This window comes from Rhodococcus sp. NPDC003322, from assembly GCF_053589555.1.
Window position 1 is genome coordinate 1,306,817 of sequence record NZ_JBSFSC010000001.1, and the last position, 17,390, is coordinate 1,324,206.

General features: G+C 68.5%; 13 protein-coding genes. 7 read left to right on the forward strand and 6 right to left on the reverse strand.

The window, feature by feature from the left end; all coding sequences use genetic code 11:
* Nucleotides 1–4: 4 nt before the first annotated feature.
* Genes ACWDUM_RS06215 through ACWDUM_RS06225 form a run of 3 tightly spaced genes read right to left on the reverse strand, consistent with a single transcriptional unit; the run spans nucleotide 5 to nucleotide 3,185 of the window.
* Nucleotides 5–883 (reverse strand): VOC family protein, encoded by an 879-nt coding sequence (locus ACWDUM_RS06215; RefSeq protein WP_450133263.1) that lies wholly within the window; start codon nucleotides 881–883, stop codon nucleotides 5–7.
* Between the two features lie 53 nt (nucleotides 884–936).
* Entirely contained in the window at nucleotides 937–1,989 is a 1,053-nt protein-coding gene (locus ACWDUM_RS06220) for an FAD-binding oxidoreductase (protein ID WP_450112416.1), read from the reverse strand.
* 2 nt (nucleotides 1,990–1,991) lie between these two features.
* A complete protein-coding gene (locus tag ACWDUM_RS06225; protein WP_450133264.1) occupies nucleotides 1,992–3,185 on the reverse strand; it encodes a Rieske 2Fe-2S domain-containing protein in 1,194 nt (397 codons plus the stop codon).
* A 271-nt stretch (nucleotides 3,186–3,456) separates the two neighbouring features.
* Between ACWDUM_RS06225 and ACWDUM_RS06230 the strand changes: the two genes are divergently transcribed.
* Nucleotides 3,457–4,047: a helix-turn-helix domain-containing protein gene (locus ACWDUM_RS06230; protein WP_450112418.1), complete on the forward strand. Its 591-nt coding sequence runs from the start codon at nucleotides 3,457–3,459 to the stop codon at nucleotides 4,045–4,047.
* Between the two features lie 79 nt (nucleotides 4,048–4,126).
* Here the strand turns inward: ACWDUM_RS06230 and ACWDUM_RS06235 are convergent, their stop codons facing one another.
* Nucleotides 4,127–4,864: an IclR family transcriptional regulator gene (locus ACWDUM_RS06235; RefSeq protein WP_450133265.1), complete on the reverse strand. Its 738-nt coding sequence runs from the start codon at nucleotides 4,862–4,864 to the stop codon at nucleotides 4,127–4,129.
* Nucleotides 4,865–5,005: 141 nt separating this feature from the next.
* Between ACWDUM_RS06235 and ACWDUM_RS06240 the strand changes: the two genes are divergently transcribed.
* Nucleotides 5,006–6,436, forward strand: coding sequence for an acyl-CoA synthetase (locus ACWDUM_RS06240; RefSeq protein WP_450133266.1), 1,431 nt, complete (start codon nucleotides 5,006–5,008; stop codon nucleotides 6,434–6,436).
* The gene (locus ACWDUM_RS06245) at nucleotides 6,433–7,221 is read left to right on the forward strand and encodes an enoyl-CoA hydratase/isomerase family protein (protein WP_450133267.1); all 789 of its coding nucleotides are present in this window, start codon (nucleotides 6,433–6,435) and stop codon (nucleotides 7,219–7,221) included. The genes ACWDUM_RS06240 and ACWDUM_RS06245 overlap by 4 nt, the downstream gene beginning before the upstream one ends.
* A gap of 143 nt (nucleotides 7,222–7,364) precedes the next feature.
* Here the strand turns inward: ACWDUM_RS06245 and ACWDUM_RS06250 are convergent, their stop codons facing one another.
* A complete protein-coding gene (locus tag ACWDUM_RS06250; RefSeq protein ID WP_450112422.1) occupies nucleotides 7,365–8,723 on the reverse strand; it encodes an ammonium transporter in 1,359 nt (452 codons plus the stop codon).
* A 236-nt stretch (nucleotides 8,724–8,959) separates the two neighbouring features.
* Nucleotides 8,960–9,784: an SDR family oxidoreductase gene (locus tag ACWDUM_RS06255; RefSeq protein ID WP_450133268.1), complete on the reverse strand. Its 825-nt coding sequence runs from the start codon at nucleotides 9,782–9,784 to the stop codon at nucleotides 8,960–8,962.
* Nucleotides 9,785–9,971: 187 nt separating this feature from the next.
* Here ACWDUM_RS06255 and ACWDUM_RS06260 point away from each other — a divergent pair, with 187 nt between their 5' ends.
* From ACWDUM_RS06260 to ACWDUM_RS06275, 4 genes are all read left to right on the forward strand, one after another.
* Nucleotides 9,972–11,429 (forward strand): MFS transporter, encoded by a 1,458-nt coding sequence (locus tag ACWDUM_RS06260; RefSeq protein WP_450133269.1) that lies wholly within the window; start codon nucleotides 9,972–9,974, stop codon nucleotides 11,427–11,429.
* Nucleotides 11,430–11,456: 27 nt separating this feature from the next.
* Nucleotides 11,457–12,005 carry a TetR/AcrR family transcriptional regulator gene (locus ACWDUM_RS06265; RefSeq protein WP_450112425.1) on the forward strand — a complete coding sequence of 183 codons (549 nt, stop codon included), beginning with the start codon at nucleotides 11,457–11,459 and terminating at the stop codon, nucleotides 12,003–12,005.
* Nucleotides 12,006–12,164: 159 nt separating this feature from the next.
* A complete protein-coding gene (locus tag ACWDUM_RS06270) occupies nucleotides 12,165–16,043 on the forward strand; it encodes a Pls/PosA family non-ribosomal peptide synthetase (protein WP_450133270.1) in 3,879 nt (1,292 codons plus the stop codon).
* A complete protein-coding gene (locus ACWDUM_RS06275) occupies nucleotides 16,034–17,380 on the forward strand; it encodes a M1 family metallopeptidase (protein WP_450112427.1) in 1,347 nt (448 codons plus the stop codon). The genes ACWDUM_RS06270 and ACWDUM_RS06275 overlap by 10 nt, the downstream gene beginning before the upstream one ends.
* Nucleotides 17,381–17,390 lie beyond the last annotated feature (10 nt).

The window sequence follows — 17,390 nt, forward strand, 5'->3', positions numbered from 1 at the left end:
CCGTTCACTCCGCCTTCTGCGGCTCGTGGCCCCAGCGGGACGGCGAGCGGAAGGTCTTGACCTCCCAGTCGTCGGAGCCGACGAGCTCGCCGCCGTAGCCGATCTCGATGGCGAATCCGGAGGGGGTACGCAGGTAGAAGGACGTCACACCGTCGTTGGTGTGCCGGCCGAAGGTCATCTGCAGCGCGATGGCGGCCTCGTTGATTATGTCGTATGCGCGCCCGACATCGTCGATCGATGTCACCTCGAGCATCAGGTGGTTGAAGTCCCCGCCCGTGAAGCTGAAGCACTCGTTCATCAGCGCCAGGCTGTGGTGCCGCGGATTGCAGTGCAGGAAGGTGGCATCCGCACCGTCCCACACGATGTAGTCGGTCAACCGGAAGCCGAGGACGCGGGTGTAGAAGTCAACCGCCTTCGGGTAGTCCTTGCACATCAGGACCACGTGCCCCAGGCCGAGCTCACCGGTGACGAAACCACCGATCACGCCGCCCTGCGCCAACGGGAGGTGATCGATCGTCGGACCGAAGCAGACCTCGTTCGGGAACCCGTCGGCGTCGACGAATCGGAAGGCCGCCACCGCCATCCGTTCCTCCGGCGCACCCGTGTCGAGCCACTCCACGGCAAGGCCCTCGGCGCCGACACGGTCCGCGATCGCGCGGAGTTCGTCGAGGCTGTCGACCTCCCACGTGATCGTCCGGATCCGATCCTCGGTCGCGGGGTACAGCGCGATTCGATGATGGTGGTCGTCGATGCGGATCAACAGCGGATCCTGATCGGACTCACGGGATCGGGCATGCAGACCCAGGAGGTCGACCAACACTCGGCGCCAAGCCTCCAGGTCCGTGACGTCGACGCTCAGAGCGCCCAGTCGCGAAATACTCATCTCTTGCCTCTGTTCGGAAGTCGAACCGCGTCGCCGCGCAGTTCGATCGCGATCTAGCTGGGAAGGAACTGCTCGGCGTGGATACGCTCAGCCGGCATTCCGAGTTCGAGCAGCCGCTGTTCGGCGGCCTGCAGCATCGCCGGCGGCCCGCACAGGTACGCGGCCGTCTGTGGGTGCGCGACGTCGGCGGCGGTCAGGACGCTGACCGGATTCCCGACCAGGATGTCGGGGATCTCGACGGGTTCGTCGACGACCACCCGGACCGCCAGGTTGCGCATGAAGCTGCGACGGGCGTCGAGTTCGTCGAGGTGGAACAGGTCGGCCCCACGCGTGCAGCCGAAGACGAGGCGGATCGGGTGATCGTCGCGCGCGGTCTGCAGTGTCTCCAGCATCGACAGCATCGGGGCGAGCCCGGTGCCGCCGGCGATCATCAGGGTCGGTCCCGGATCGTCCGCGAGCCCGAATCCTCCGATCGGTCCCTCGATTTCGATCCGGTCGCCGGTGGCGGCACCGCCGCGGAGGTAGTCCGACATCGCGCCGGACGGGAGCACCCGAATCGTGAACGTCAGCTTCTTCCGGTCGCGCTCACCGGACGCCATCGAGTAGGAGCGCCATTCGTCGGTGCCGGGAACACGCATCCGCACGTACTGCCCGGCCCGGAACGAAAAGCGCACCGACTTGGGGAGTTTGAGCTGCAGCTCGACAACGCTCTCACCGAGCCACGTAATGGCGCCCACCTTGGCGGTGGTGACGATCACCGGGTACTCGTCGAGCATCGACGCCGGGTAGTCCAGTTCCACTTCGGAGTCCGCGAACGCGTGCGACTGACACAGCAGTCGGTGTCCGGCGTCCAACTCGTCCTGCCGCAACGAGTAGACCCGACCCTCGGGCATCACCACTTCACCGCAGGCGACCCGACCGACGCAGGTTCCGCAGGTACCGATCGTGCACTGACTCACCAGCCGGACACCGACCGCGTTCGCTGCTTCGAGAATCGTGGTGCCTGCCGGCACCGGAACTGTCTTCGTGCCGTCCGTGAACTTCAGGTGGACGTTGTTCGTGGTCACTGCGCACTCCGGAACTGCGTCGGTCGGGGCGATGGACATGGTCAGTCCTCGTCCTGGAAGGGCGACTCGAAGTAGCCACGCGGGTGCCGCGCTGCCATCTTGCGCCACGCAATGATGGAATAGTCCATGTCGCAGAGCATCTCGTTGTTCCAGCCGTCGAACCGGGTGTAGTGCTCCTCGGTCGCCTCGCGGGCGAAGACGTCGCTGTTGTTGAAGCCTTCGAGCGCGAGCGGCAGCATGAAGTTGTCGTACTTGAAGTTGAACTCGGCGATCTCCTCGTCGGTGGTCGCGCGGGTCGCGATGATCTCCCAGTACTCGTGGTGATGGTCGTCGATCGGGACGTAGAACTCGTACTGCACGTGGTCGGTGATCGGCCAGTGCTCCACCATCAGGACGCCGGGCACCCACAGCGAGGTGCGGAAGTAGTGCGGCACGGTGCCGCGCGCCTTCATGTTGACCTTCGGGTTGTCGAGGCACGGCTTGTAGAGGTCCGGGCGGTCGTAGCGGTTCATCACGCCCTTGGGACCGTCCGGGATGTCGATCTCCTCGGTGGCCGAGTCGGTGAGGGCGTTGACGCCGAGGGGCAGGGCCCGGTCGAGCGCCACCAGGATCTGGTTGTCCCAGTGCACGAGAAGGTGCCCCGGATCGAGACCGTTCTCCGCGGCCAGGCGCCAGTTGCCCACCAGCTTGCGGTGGATACCGCGGATCACGATGCCCTCGTCCAGCAGATGCGGCACAGGATTGTCATTGGGGTCGTTGGTGACCGGTGCTGGCAGGTCGCTGCCGAGCGGCGGCGGAGTGCCGTAGTCCTCGTCCCCGACGAACACGTAGATGATCCCGTTCACCTCTTCGACGGGGTACGTGCGGATGCCGGCATTGCCGATCAGCGAGTCGTCGGGGTTGCCGACGATCGTGGTGAGGCTGCCATCCTCGAGGCCGTACGTGAATCCGTGGTACCAGCAGGTGATCGTGCCCTCCGACAGGCACATCGGCTTGGCGGACAGCTTCACGCCGCGGTGGATGCAGCGGTCCGACACGGCGTACGCCTTGCCCGCCGAACGGCGTACGGCGATGTCGTGGCCGCCGATCGTGATGCCCTTGACGGTGCCGTCCTCGAGTTCGCCGGACAGCAGTGCGGGGTACCAGTGGTTGGCGTAGCCCCAGTCGGCTTTGACGTAGGGCGCGTACTGCCGGGTCACGCCGGCGGACGAGCCGCTGAAGGAAGAACCGGTCATCGAAGAGACCTCCGTTGTGGTCTGAGTGAATGGGCTGTTCAGCTGCGGGGATGGGACCAGCTGCGCGAAGGCCCGGGCTGTGGGCCGCAAGTTCTGGAGAAGTCGAAACACCTTGGGTGTTGCGAGTCACACTATCAGTTGTCCATGGACTGTCAATAGATTTTTTATGGAACTTCGATGGACTCCTCCTGATACCGTGCACCCAGCGCATATCGCTCCTTGCGGTTCGCGCCCGCGCCAGGTCGTCCGTCGAGGAACAGCGAAAGAGGACATGAGCCCCACCGACCCCCAGCCGTCCGGAGAGCCCGAATCGCTGGCGCCAGGACGGCGCTGGCACCTCGCGGAGAACGCCTACGAGGAGGGGCTCACCGCATTCGAGTTCGCGCTCCTGCAGGTGGAGAGCGGTTTCCAACGGTTCGCGGTCCAGGCGATCCGCGTCGCAGCGGACCTCGACCTGGGTTTCAACGAGGTGGTTGCGCTACACGTCGTTCGAATGCAGGAGCGGTCGAAGGACACCGCCACCATCGCGCAGCTGACCAATCGCGATGACCTGCCGAATCTGCAGTACAACTTGCGCAAGCTGGTCAGCATGGGACTTCTCGAGCGCACCAAGTCCGGCGCCGCGTCCGTCTTCACGGTGACCGCGAAGGGCCGCGAGATCACCGACCGCTATGCGCAGTTGCGCCGCCAGACCCTGGTGTCCAACCTCGAGGAACTGAGCGACATCACGACCAAGATGCACCACGCGGTCCGGTCGATGCAGGTGCTCACCGGTCTCTACGAGGCGGCCAGCCGCGAGCTCGCCACCATCAACACCGCGGTTCTGTTCGAGCCGTTGCCCGACGACGAGACCGCAGGCTGAAGCCGCTGCTCAGCCGGCGAACACCGCCGGACAGAGCCGCCCGCGATCCAAGCGGACCCGGTCCTGACCCGACTCGCCTTCAGGACAGGAAGCGCTCGATCGCGTCCCGCACGGCCAGCGCCTTCTCGCCGCACTCCTGATAGAGATCCGCGGTCAGGCGTGAGGCGGGACCGGAGACGCTGAAACAGCCGCGCACGGCTCCACCTCGCCCGCGCAGGGCGACCGCGACGGCGGCGATCCCGTCGTGCAGTCCCTGATCGGTCACCGCGTACCCGCGGCTTCGGATATCGGCGATCTCCCGGCGGAGCACCGCCGGATCGGTCACCGTGCGATCGGTCAGCTGAGCGAGTTCGGTCGACAGGAACTCCTCGACCTGGGCGTCCGGAAGCGATGCGAGGTAGGCCTTGCCCGTGGACGCCGCGTGCAGAGGAAGCCGGGTTCCCAACGGAAGAAACGCCCGAAGCTGGTGCGCGCTGTCGAGGCGCTCGATCAGCACCAGCTCGCTTCCGTCCGGAACCGCCAAGTGGACGGTCTCACCGGTCGCGACCTGCAACCGGCTCAGCTCGGGGAGCGCCACGTCGCGCAGGTCGTCGCCGGCCGACATCGCACTGCCCACACTGAAGGCGCGGCCGGTGATCACCCACCGTCCCGCGTCGTTCGTCGCGGGACGCAACCAGCCTGCGTCGGCCAGGGTCTTGAGGCATCGCTGAACCGTGCTCTTGGGCACGTCGAGGCGCTTGCTCAGCTCCGACAGCCCGACGGGCTGCGCGGCCGCGACCTCCTCGAACACCCGGATCGCGGTGAGAACACTGTTCATTCAAGACCTTTCACACGCGTCGGTTGACTGCGAGCACCACGGGCTATACGTTAGCCGGACCGCAATGTAGCACATCGGTCCACCATGCGGACCGATATGACCGAGACCGTCCGGTAAGGACTTCAGAAGGGACCTTCACCGATGACCACCCTCATACCCGGGCCGCTGCTGACATCTCTCGATCCCGGCAACGGCGCCGAGGATCGCTGCGCCGTCCGTGTCGGAGACGACGCACTCACCAGGTCCGAACTGATCGCAGCGGCATCCGCCGTGGCAGACGAAATCACCGGCGCCACAAGAGTTGCCATCGACGCCACGGCGAGCATCGAGACAGTGATTGCGACGACCGCGTGCCTGATGACGGGTGTGACCGCGGTACCGGTGCCACCGGACTCGGGTCCGGCCGAACGGAACCACATCCTGAAAGATTCGAACGCGCAGTTGTGGCTCGGCGCCGAGCGCTCGGACGTCACCCTCCCCCTCGTCCCGGTCGACGCGCGTGCTCGATCCGGATCGACGCACCTCGAGCCCGATCCCGGAACCGCCGCGATGATCATGTACACCTCGGGCACCACCGGGGCCCCGAAGGGTGTCGTGCTCTCTCGCTCGGCAGTGGCGGCGGGGCTTGACGGACTGGCCGAGGCCTGGGACTGGGGGCCCCACGACACCCTCGTTCACGGGCTTCCACTGTTCCACGTGCACGGACTCATCCTCGGCGTCGTTGGCGCGCTCCGACACGGCTCACCGCTCGTGCACACCGTGCGACCCACACCGGAAGGATATGTGGCAGCTGGCGGTTCGTTGTACTTCGGCGTTCCCACCGTGTGGTCCCGGGTGTGCGCCGACGAGTCTGCCGCCCGTGCCCTCGGCTCTGCCCGACTCCTCGTCTCGGGCAGCGCTCCCCTGCCAGTGCCCGTCTTCGAGCGCATGTTGTCGCTCACCGGATCCGCTCCGGTCGAGCGCTACGGAATGAGCGAGACCATCATCACGCTCAGCACACGGTTCGACGGCGAGAGGCGACCCGGCTGGGTGGGACTCCCGATCGGGGGCGTGGCGAGCCGGCTGCGAGATCAGGCGGGCAACCCGGTACCGAACGACGGAGAAACCCTCGGGCAGTTGGAGATCACGGGTCCGACCCTCTTCGACGGATACCTGGACAACCCCGAGAAGACCGCAGAGTCGATGACCGACGACGGGTGGTTCAAGACAGGGGACATCGCCGTCGTCGACGAGCAGGGCTTCCACCGCATCGTCGGGCGGGAGTCGATCGACATGATCAAGTCGGGCGGCTACCGGATCGGTGCGGGGGAGGTCGAGCAGGCACTGCTGAATCATCCCGGCATCAGCGAGGCCGCGGTCGTCGGCGTACCGGACGACGACCTCGGACAGCGGATCGTTGCGTACGTCGTCGGCGACTGCCACGACCATCGCGAGCTGTCGAACTTCGTCGCACAGACACTGTCGATCCACAAACGCCCACGCGAGATTCGCGTCGTGGACGTCCTGCCGCGCAACGCAATGGGCAAGGTCCAGAAGAAGCTGCTCGTCGAGGACGTCCAGGCGGGTCGATGACCACGCCGGCGTGTCCCGGCCGGATCAGGATCGCCATCGATCAGGACGTTGCGGTCCTCACGATCGACCATCCCCGCCGATGCAACGCACTGACCGGGCAGATGCTCTCCGAGTTGACGAACGCTCTGGCGTGTCTGGCCGATGAACCCGCGGTGTCCGTGCTCGTCGTGACCGGTTCCGGGCCCCATTTCTGTGCCGGAATGGACATTCACGAGCTGAGGTCGGCAAGGAGATCCGGAATTCGGATGGAAGACCGGGTCACCGATGCGGAAGAGACTCTGGCGGCCTTCCCCAAACCGACGGTCGCGGTCGTCTCCGGCTACTGCATCGGCGGCGGCGCACAGCTCGCATTGGCGTGCGACATACGCATCGCTGCGGAGGACGCCGAGTTCGCGGTGACACCGGCAAGGCTCGGCGTCATCTACCCGCCCCGGACGATCACGAGATTGGTCCGCACGCTCGGGCCCGCCACCGCCAAACGCTTGGTGATCACCGGCGACCGAGTGGATTCCGCGACCGCGCTGCGGGTAGGACTGATCTCGGAAGTCGTGCCCGGAGAATTTCTCCGTTCGCGCGCGGCCGCGCTGGCAGCCACGATCGCAACTCGGTCCTCGATCACCCAGCGGGCGGCCAAGGAGATGATCGACGCCGCGGCAGCCGAGGGAATCGAGCCCGAACTCGAACACCGCTGGGCCAGTGTCCGCAACCCCGATCTCCACATCGGTCTCGACGCCTTTCTCACCGGCAGCACCCCGCAGTTCACCAGGTCCGCGGCGGCGCCCTGATCGTCCGCCTCCTCAAGATGTAAGGCAGCCAACGAAAGACCCCCGGTGTCGCGGCGGAGGAGGGTGCGCGACACCGGGGGTCTTCGTGCTCTCGGCCCCGAACCGTCGGAGCACCGATGGTCCTACCCCTGAGGCCGAGGGGTCTAGGTGACCTTGCCCGCCACCGCTCGTTCCGTGATCGACTCCGCTGCCGCGGAGACGTCGTCGGCATCGGTGGTGACGACCGCGCCGCCGAACTCCGGCGCCTCGATCGAGTAGGCCGACTCCCCGTGGACGGCGACGTCGAGTCCGTCGCGCTCGATGTCGTGATGGACGCGCAGGCCGGTGGCCTTGTCCATACCCTTGGCGATCAGCCAGGTGACGATGAAGGAGTACGCGAGGACCGCGACGACGGCCACCGTCTGCTTACCGAGCAGGCCGAATCCGCCGCCGTAGAACAGGCCCGCGACGCCGTTCGGCGCGGCCTCGGTGGCGAGGAAGCCGATCAGCAGGGTGCCGAGGATGCCACCGACGAGGTGGATGCCGACGACGTCGAGGGCGTCGTCGTAGCCGAGTCGGTACTTCAGCGAGATCGCCACGCAGCACACGGCTCCGGCGAGGCCACCGATGACCAGCGCCCCGATCGGGGAGACCGCCCCGCACGCCGGGGTGATCGCCACGAGGGCCGCGATCAGGCCGGACGCCGCACCGAGGGTGGTGGAGCGCCCCTCCCGGATCCGCTCGACGAGCAGCCATGCGCAGATGCCCGCGCAGGCGGCGGCGAGGGTGTTGAGCACCACGACCGATGCACTGTTGTTCGCGGCGAGCGCGGAGCCACCGTTGAACCCGAGCCAGCCGAACAGCAGGATGCCTGCGCCGAGCATGGTCAGCGGAAGGCTGTGCGGTCGAGGAGGATTGGTGAAGTTGTGCCGCTTGCCGAGCACCAGGATCAGCGCCAGGGCGGCGATGCCGGCGTTGATGTGCACGGCGGTGCCACCGGCGAAGTCGACCGCCCCGAGCGTGTTGGCGATCCAGCCGCCGACGACGGTGCCGTCCTCGTTGTCGAACGCGAACACCCAGTGCGCCACCGGGAAGTAGACCAGCACAACCCATATCGCGGTGAAGCCCATCCAGGCACCGAACTTGAGACGGTCCGCCACCGCACCGGAGATGAGGGCCACGGTGATGCCCGCGAAGAGCAACTGGAACGCCGCGACCAGGGCGGGCGGCAGGCCCGGTTCCGCGGGCGCCTCGAGCAGTTGCCCGAGTCCCATGTATTCGAGCGGGTCACCGAGCAGCCCGGCACCGCCGAGCGAGTTGCCGAGCACCGCCGAGTAGCCGAACAGCACCCACAGCACCCCGACCACGGCGAAGGCGCCGAAGGTCATCATCATCATGTTGAGGGTGCTGCGGACGCTGACCATGCCGCCGTAGAAGAGTGCCAGTCCGGGCACCATCAGCGTCACCAGTCCGGCGGCGGCGAGTATCCAGGCGGTGTCGGCCGCGGCCATAGCCTGATCCATGCGGTCCACCTTTTCGTCCGAAGGGGCCACCGCGCGATCGGCGGTGGTGCGACGCCCGTTTGATACGAGGAATCGTCGTCACCCGAGAGTGGACTGCAGGCTCACCGGTCGCAACCGGGGCGTGTGAACTCTGGGTAAAGGCAATTCCCAAGTAGCGCAATGAAAGACGACAAACCATGGGATCAACACTGCTGTAACACGACCGTCACGCACACGCCGCCGCCGGGAGTGTCAGCTCACCCCGCCATCGCCCGGACGGCGGCGACCGCTCCCCCGTCGACGAGCAGATCGGCGCCGGTGACGAACCCGGCCTGCGGGGACAACAGGAACGCGGCCGCGGCCGCGATGTCGTCCGGCGTCCCGACCCGTTTCGTGGCGGACATGCCCACCATCGCACGCATCGACTCGCCACTCGCGCCGTCGAGCTCCTGCCGCCCCATCGACGTGGAGATCACCCCCGGGCTGATGGAGTTGACCCGCGCGCCGCGCCCACCCCAGGCACCCGCCGCCGCCTGCACTCGCAGAATGTTCGCCCGCTTGGCCCACACGTACGCCACCGTCGGGAGGCCGATGGCCTCGAGACTCAGGAACGGCAGGTCCAGCAGCTCGGCGGTCGGCGTGGCGGCCAGCGCGCGCTCCTGCTCGGCGGGGAATCCGCCGGGCATCATGTGACCCGCCATGCTCGCGATCACCACACCGGAACCGCCCGGCGCGACGACGCGCGCGAACTCGTCGAGCGTGTGCGCGACGCCGAGCAGATCCACCCGCAGGACGGCCTCCGTCGACGCCTGCTCGGGCGACAGTCCCGCCGTGTGCACCACGTGGACGACTCGACCCAGCTCGTCCGCTGCGTCAGCGAGCGACGCCACCGACGCCGCGTCGGACACGTCGACCACCCGGGTCCTGACGTCGTGACCCTCGCCACGCAGCTGTTCGGCGGCGGCACCGAGCACGGATTCGGCGAAATCCGCGAGCAGGACCACCCGGCCGCTGCCCACACGCCGGGCGATTGCCAACCCCATGCCGCCCACGCCGATGATGACCGAAACGTCCTTCTCCATTTGCTGTCCTTTCATTCTTCAAATTCGACAATCACAATCTCCATCGAAGCGGAGTCTTCGTCAACGGGCGCACGCCCGACTCGGCGCACGCGCTTGACACGCGAGGGGTGAACAGCGTTCACTGGCTCGGCTGGTGAACGCTGTTCACCCCACAGGGGAACGTTTGGAGAACGCGATGGAGAGTGCCGTGACCACCACACCGAAAGCCGCGACATCGACCGGTGCGGTCACGTTCCTGCTGAGCCTGGCCGGTCTCGTCGTGGCGCTGCAGACGACACTGGTCGTTCCACTGCTCCCCGATTTCCCGGAGATCCTCGACGTCACCAACGGCGACGCCACGTGGCTGGTCACCATCACATTGCTGACCGGAGCAGTGGCCACGCCCATCGTCTCCCGCATGGCCGACATGTTCGGCAAGCGGCGGATGATGGTGTTGTCGCTGACGATGATGGTGGCGGGATCACTGATCGCCGCGATCGGCGGAACCTACCTGGCGGTGCTGATCGGGCGCGCTCTGCAAGGCTTTTCGTCGTCGCTCATCCCGGTGGCGATGGCCGTGCTGCGCGACGTGCTGCCGCGGGAGAAGGTGGCCGGTGCCGCGGCGATGATCAGCGCGACAATGGGAATCGGCGGCGCACTGGGACTCCCCGCCGCCGGCGTCCTGTACGACCACTTCGGCTGGACGTCGGTCTTCTGGGTCTCGGGCGTCGTCGGATGTGCGCTCCTGCTGGGCATCCTCGTGCTCGTCCCGGCCTCCGTGTCGGGCACCCGGGCCCGGTTCGACGTGATCGGCGCGATCCTGCTGTCCCTCGCCATGACGGCGTTGCTGCTCGGGATCTCGAAGTGCCCGGCGTGGGGATGGTCGAGCCCGCAGACCCTCGCGAGCCTGGCCGCCGCAGCCCTCATCGTCGCCCTCTGGGTCCCCTACGAGCTCCGCGTGACCGCCCCGATGGTGAACCTGCGGATCTCCGCGCACCGGCCCGTGCTGCTCACCAACGTCGCAGGCCTGTTCGTCGGGTTCTCGTCGTACGCGAACACCCTGTCCACCACACAGCAGCTGCAGCTGCCGGAGATCACCGGCTTCGGGTTCGGACTCAGCGCGGCCACCGCGGGCCTGTGCATGGTGCCGGGCGGTATCGCCATGCTCCTGTTCTCTCCGCTCTCGGCGAGGATGACCGCGCGGTTCGGTGGCCGCAGCACGCTCGTCCTCGCCTGCCTCGTGATGACCGCGGCCTACGCCTTCCGCATGGCCTTCGACAGCACCGTCACGCTGATCATCGTCGGCAGCGTGCTCGTGAGCATCGGCAACGCGATGGCGTACGCCACGATGCCCGCGCTGATCATGGGATCCGTCCCGCTGAACGAAACCGCAGCCGCGAACGGTCTCAACAGCCTCCTGCGGACGATCGGGTCGTCGAGCATGAGTGCGGTCGTCGCCGCACTGCTGACCGGCATCACCGTCGAGGTGGCCGGGCGGACCTTCCCCGGGCACAGCGCCTTCACCGCCATGTTCGCGATCGCGGGCACCGCGACCCTGTTGGCTACGCTGGCTGCCGTGTTCCTTCCGAAGCCGTCCGTCCCCCGGGTCGAACCGTGGGCCGCCGACGAACCTTCGGCCGAGGCCACCAGCCCGACGAAGATCTGACCGCCCCGACACGACGAGGACTGCCGCATGAGCGAGAGGACCACCCGCGACGTCATCATCGACGCCGCGCGGAGGTTGTTCGCCGAACGCGGATTCACCCTGACAACCATCCGTGATGTCGCCGACGCCGCCGACGTCTCGCCGGCCCTGGTCATGAAGTTGACCGGCAGCAAGGCGGAACTGTTCCAGGCGGCCGCACCGGAGGCGCCGAGGGTCGAGGAACTCGACCACCCGTCCGAGCCGCTGGGATGCCGCATGGTGCGAGCTCTCGTCGAACGGCGGGACTCGGGGGATTTCGAGTACTGGGCGATGGCGCCGTTCATCCTCCAGGAAGCTCCGGATCGCGAGGTCGCGCGCGCGAAGATGATGGCCGGATTCGTCCCGAGGATCGCCGCCGCGATCGGTGACGACTCGGCGGGACAGGTGCGCGCCCGACTCATCGTCACCCTCATGCTCGGCCTCGCAAGCGGATTGCGCACCTTCGAAATCGTGACGCCCGATGTGATCGACAGCCGCAGTCTGATCGAGACCTACGGTGCACTCGTGCAGAACGTCATCGACAACGACACGTTGTGATCGTCCGTCGGACATCGCCGCCACCGCAGAGCCGACGACGAATACCGGACGACGCGTAATCTTCTCCCATGTCGTGTCCCGGCTTTCCGTTCACCCTCTCGCAAACTTGACGTGAGAGAACGACGCGAACAGTCAGCACGAGAGAAGGAACCCCCGGCGTTGCACCTGCAGTCACCAGCGGACCGCTTCCAGCAGATCCCGGCCGAGTACCTCCGGTCGCCGTTCGCCGCCGCGCCCCGCACCCTCGTCGACATCCTCACCGCCACCGCCGACGCGCATCCCGACGCACCCGCGATCGACGACGGCGACAGCACGCTGACGTACGCGGAGCTGCGGGACGAGGTCGAGCGGGGCGCGCAGTGGCTCGGGGACCTCGGGGTCGGCGCCGGCGACCGGGTGGGCATCCGGATGCCGTCGGGCTCGCAGTCGCTGTACACGGCGATCCTGTCCGTTCTCGCCGCGGGCGCGGCCTACGTGCCGGTCGACGCCGACGACCCAGACGAGCGCGCCGAGCTGGTGTTCGGGGAGGCGCAGGTCGCAGCGATCCTGACCGGCCGCGGCGTCGAGGCCGGCACCGCCCCGGCCCGCGAGAACACGCCGCGCCCGCCGACCCTCGACGACGACGCCTGGATCATCTTCACCTCCGGTTCCACCGGCACCCCGAAGGGGGTCGCGGTCAGTCACCGCAGTGCCGCCGCGTTCGTCGACGCCGAAGCGCGGATGTTCCTGCCCGACGACCCGATCGGCCCCGGCGACCGCGTCCTCGCGGGACTGTCGGTCGCGTTCGACGCGTCCTGCGAGGAGATGTGGCTGGCCTGGCGGCACGGGGCCTGCCTGGTGCCCGCGCCCCGCGCCCTGGTGCGCAGCGGCATGGACCTCGGGCCGTGGCTGGTGTCACGGGCCGTCACCGTCGTCTCCACCGTCCCCACGCTCGCCGCGCTGTGGCCCGCCGAGGCCCTCGAAGAGGTGCGCCTGCTGATCTTCGGCGGCGAGGCCTGCCCACCCGAGCTCGCCGAACGGCTCGCCGTCGACGGCCGCGAGGTGTGGAACACCTACGGGCCCACCGAGGCCACCGTCGTCGCCTGCGCCGCGCAGATGGACGGCAAATCTCCGGTGCGCATCGGGCTGCCACTCGACGGCTGGGACCTGGCCGTCGTCGACGGCGACGACAACCCGGTCGAGACCGGCGGGGTCGGCGAACTGGTCATCGGCGGCGTCGGACTCGCCCGCTACCTGGACCCCGCGAAGGACGCCGAGAAGTACGCGCCGATGCCCTCGCTCGGCTGGGACCGCGCCTACCGCAGCGGCGACCTCGTGCGGCTCGAACCGGGCGGCCTGCTCTTCCAGGGCCGCGCCGACGACCAGGTCAAGATCGGCGGCCGCCGCATCGAACTCGGCGAGGTGGACAACGCGCTGCAGAACCTGCCCGGCGTCGCCGGTGCCGCCGCCGCGGTCCGTACGACCGCCTCCGGGCACGCGATCCTCGTCGGGTACCTGGCCAGCACCGACCCCGACTTCGACCTCGCCGCCGCACGCGCCCACCTCTCCGAGCAGCTGCCCGCGGCCCTGGTGCCTCGGCTCGCACTGGTGCCCGAACTGCCGACCCGCACCTCGGGGAAGGTGGATCGGGCGGCGCTGCCGTGGCCGCTGCCCGGCGCCGCGCCGGAGGACGCGGCCACCGGGGCGGGTCTCGACGGCACCGCCGGGTGGGTGGCCGGGCTGTGGGCGTCGATCCTCGGTGCGCAGATCACCGGCCCCGACGACGACTTCTTCGCCGCCGGCGGCGGCTCGCTGGCGGCGGCACAACTGGTGACGGCGCTGCGCGAGCGGTTCCCCGAGGTCACCGTCGCCGAACTGTACGACCACCCGAGGCTCGGGTCGCTCGCCGAGCATCTCGACTCCCTCGCCCCCGCCGAGGTCACCGAGCCGCGGCACGTCGAGCCGACCCCCCGTTCCGCACAGTGGCGGCAGATCCTGTGGACCGTCCCGCTCACCACACTGACCGGACTGCAGTGGGTGACCTGGCTGGCCCTGGTGAACAACGTGCTCGCCTGGTTCACGGACGTGCCGTGGGCGCCGGCCCTCTCCTGGTGGTGGGTGCTGCTCGGGGTGCTGCTGTTCATCACCCCGCTGGGCCGGATGGGCATCGCGGTCACCGGTTGCCGGGTCCTGCTGCGCGGTCTGCAACCGGGCACCTACCCGCGCGGCGGACCCGAACACCTGCGACTGTGGGTCGCGCACCGGCTCACCGAGGCCAGCGGCGCCGCGAACCTGTCCGGGGCGCCGTGGATGATCTACTACGCCCGCGCGCTCGGCGCGAAGGTCGGACGCGGCGTCGACCTGCACACCCTGCCCCCGGTGACCGGGATGCTCGAACTCGGCGAGGGCTGCTCCGTCGAACCCGAGGTGGACCTATCCGGGCACTGGATCGACGGCGACGTCGTCCACATCGGCGGCATCCGGATCGGCGCCGGCGCCGCCGTCGGCGCCCGGTCGACGCTGCTGCCCGGCGCCCGGATCGGCAAGAACGCCGAAATCGCGCCCGGTTCCGCGGTGATCGGGCGCGTCAAGGCCGGGCAGAGCTGGGCCGGTTCCCCGGCCGTCAAGGTCGGCAAGGCCGTGCATCCCTGGCCCGCCCAGCGTCCCCGCCGCGCCACCCACTGGGTACCCGTGTACGGCCTGACGTCCCTGTTCATCGCCTCACTGCCGATCGTCGCCCTCGCCGCGGGTATCGCGCTGATCGGCTGGGGTGTCCACGACGCCACCGACCTCGGCGCCGCGATCCCCCGCGCGCTGGCCTGGCTGCCGGTCGCGACGCTGCTGGCGCTGCTCGTGTTCGCGGTACTGACCGCGGTCGCGGTCCGGGCCCTCGGCATCGGCCTCACCGAGGGCTACCACCCGGTGCGCAGCCGGGTCGGCTGGCAGGTGTGGGCCACCGAGCGCCTGCTCGACTCGGCCCGCACCTTCCTGTTCCCGCTCTACGCGAGCCTGCTCACGCCGATCTGGCTGCGGCTGCTCGGCGCGAGGATCGGCAAGAACGTCGAGGCGTCGACGGTGCTGCTGCTGCCGAAGTTCACCACCGTCGCGGACGGGGCGTTCCTCGCCGACGACACCATGGTCGCGTCCTACGAACTCGGCGGCGGCTGGTTGCACATCCAGGAGGCGAAGGTCGGCAAGCGCGCCTTCCTCGGCAACTCCGGAATGGCCGGGCCCGGTCGACGGGTCCCGAAGAACGGACTCGTGGCGGTGCTGTCCGCGGCACCGAGCAAGGCGAAGTCCGGGTCGTCGTGGCTCGGCAGCCCACCGGTGAAGCTGCGGCGCGCGGCCAGCGACGGCGACGCCGAACGCACCTTCGCGCCGCCCACCCGGCTCAAGGTCGCGCGCGCGGTCGTCGAGACCTGCCGGCTGCTGCCGGTGATGATCACGTTCGGCATCGGACTCGGCGTGCTGTTCGCGTTGCAGGCCCTCGCCGGCGCGGTCGGGTTCTGGGCGGCGGCGCTGCTCAGCGGGATCGTGCTGCTGGTCGCCGGCGCCGTCGCCGGCCTGATCTCGATCGTCGCGAAGTGGGTGACGGTCGGCCGGATCGGCCGCACCGAACACCCGCTGTGGAGTTCGTTCGTGTGGCGCAACGAGGTGTCGGACGCGTTCGTCGAGACCGTCGCCGCCCCCTGGTTCGCGCGCGCCGCCACCGGCACCGCGGTGCTGAACGTGTGGCTGCGCGGGATGGGCGCGTCGATCGGCCGCGGCGTCTGGTGCGAGTCGTACTGGCTGCCCGAAGCCGATCTGGTGACCCTCGCCGACGGCGCCACCGTCGAACGCGGCTGCGTTGTGCAGACCCACCTGTTCCATGATCGGATCATGGCCATGGACACCGTCACCCTCGGCGCAGGCGCGACACTCGGTCCGCACTGCGTCGCACTGCCCGCATCCGGTATCGGCGACGGCGCCACCGTCGGACCGGCGTCGCTGGTGATGCGTGGCGACGTGGTGCCGCCGAACACCCGCTGGCAGGGCAACCCGATCGGCCCATGGAACTGAAGGGGTTGCGGCACATGGTCAAACCGGGCAAGTTTTACGAGCAGCCGATCGACCCCTACCTGCCCGACGTCGGCAACCGCGGGTACCGCGTGTCGCGGTACGACCTCGAGCTGACGTACAAGGTCGCCAGCAACCGACTGGCCGGGAAGGCGACGATCACCGCCGCCGCCACGGACACACGCGGCAAGTTCGCCTTCGACCTGTCACAGGCGCTCGCCGTGTCGAAGGTGTCCGTGAACGGTTCCCGCGCAGCGAAGTACACCCACCAGCGCGGCAAGCTGACCGTCACGCCCACGCAGAAGATCCCGGCCGGCGGCGCCCTGTCGGTGACCGTGCAGTACGCCGGTACGCCGAAACCGGTCCGCGGGCCGTGGGGCGAGGTCGGGTGGGAGGAACTGACCGAGGGCGCGATCGTGGCGAGCCAACCGAACGGTGCGGCGTCGTGGTTCCCGTGCGACGACCACCCGAGTTCCAAGGCCAGCTACCGGATCGCGATCACGACCGACTCGCCGTACTACGTGGTCGCGAACGGGGTTCTGGCGCGCAAGCAGACCCGCGCCAGCCAGACCACCTGGGTGTACGAGCAGAGCGAGCCGATGGCGAGTTACCTGGCGACCATCCAGATCGGGCCGTACCAGCGCAGGCGGGTGGCGGACACCGTCCCCGTCCCGATGTACGCGGTGCTGCCGCAGCGCCTGCGCACACCCTTCGACCACGACTTCGGCCGCCAGCCGAAGATGATGGAGACCTTCATCGATCTGTTCGGCCCGTACCCGTTCGCCGACTACACCGTCGTCGTGACCGACGATGAACTGGAAATCCCCATTGAGGCACAGGGAATTTCGGTTTTCGGTGCGAACCACTGCGACGGACGGCGCGGGTCCGAGCGGCTCGTCGCGCACGAACTCGCGCACCAGTGGTTCGGCAACAGCCTCACCCTCGCGGCGTGGCGGGACATCTGGCTGCACGAGGGTTTCGCCTGCTACGCGGAATGGTTGTGGTCGGAGAACTCCGACGGGCCGTCCGCACAGGAGATCGCGGCACAGGTGCACAGGATCCAATCGGGGCTGCCGTACGACCTGACCCTCGGCGACCCCGGTCCGGCGCTGATGTTCGACGACCGGGTCTACAAGCGGGGCGCGTTGACACTGCACGCGCTGCGCACCGAACTCGGCGACGACAACTTCTTCGACCTGCTCCGGCAGTGGACCGCCAAACATCGGCACGGCAGCGTCACCACCGAGGAGTTCACCGACCTCGCCGCGCACTTCACCGACCGGTCGTTGCGCCCGCTGTGGGACCGCTGGCTGTTCGACAGGAAGCTGCCGCCACTGTGAGTGAATTCCG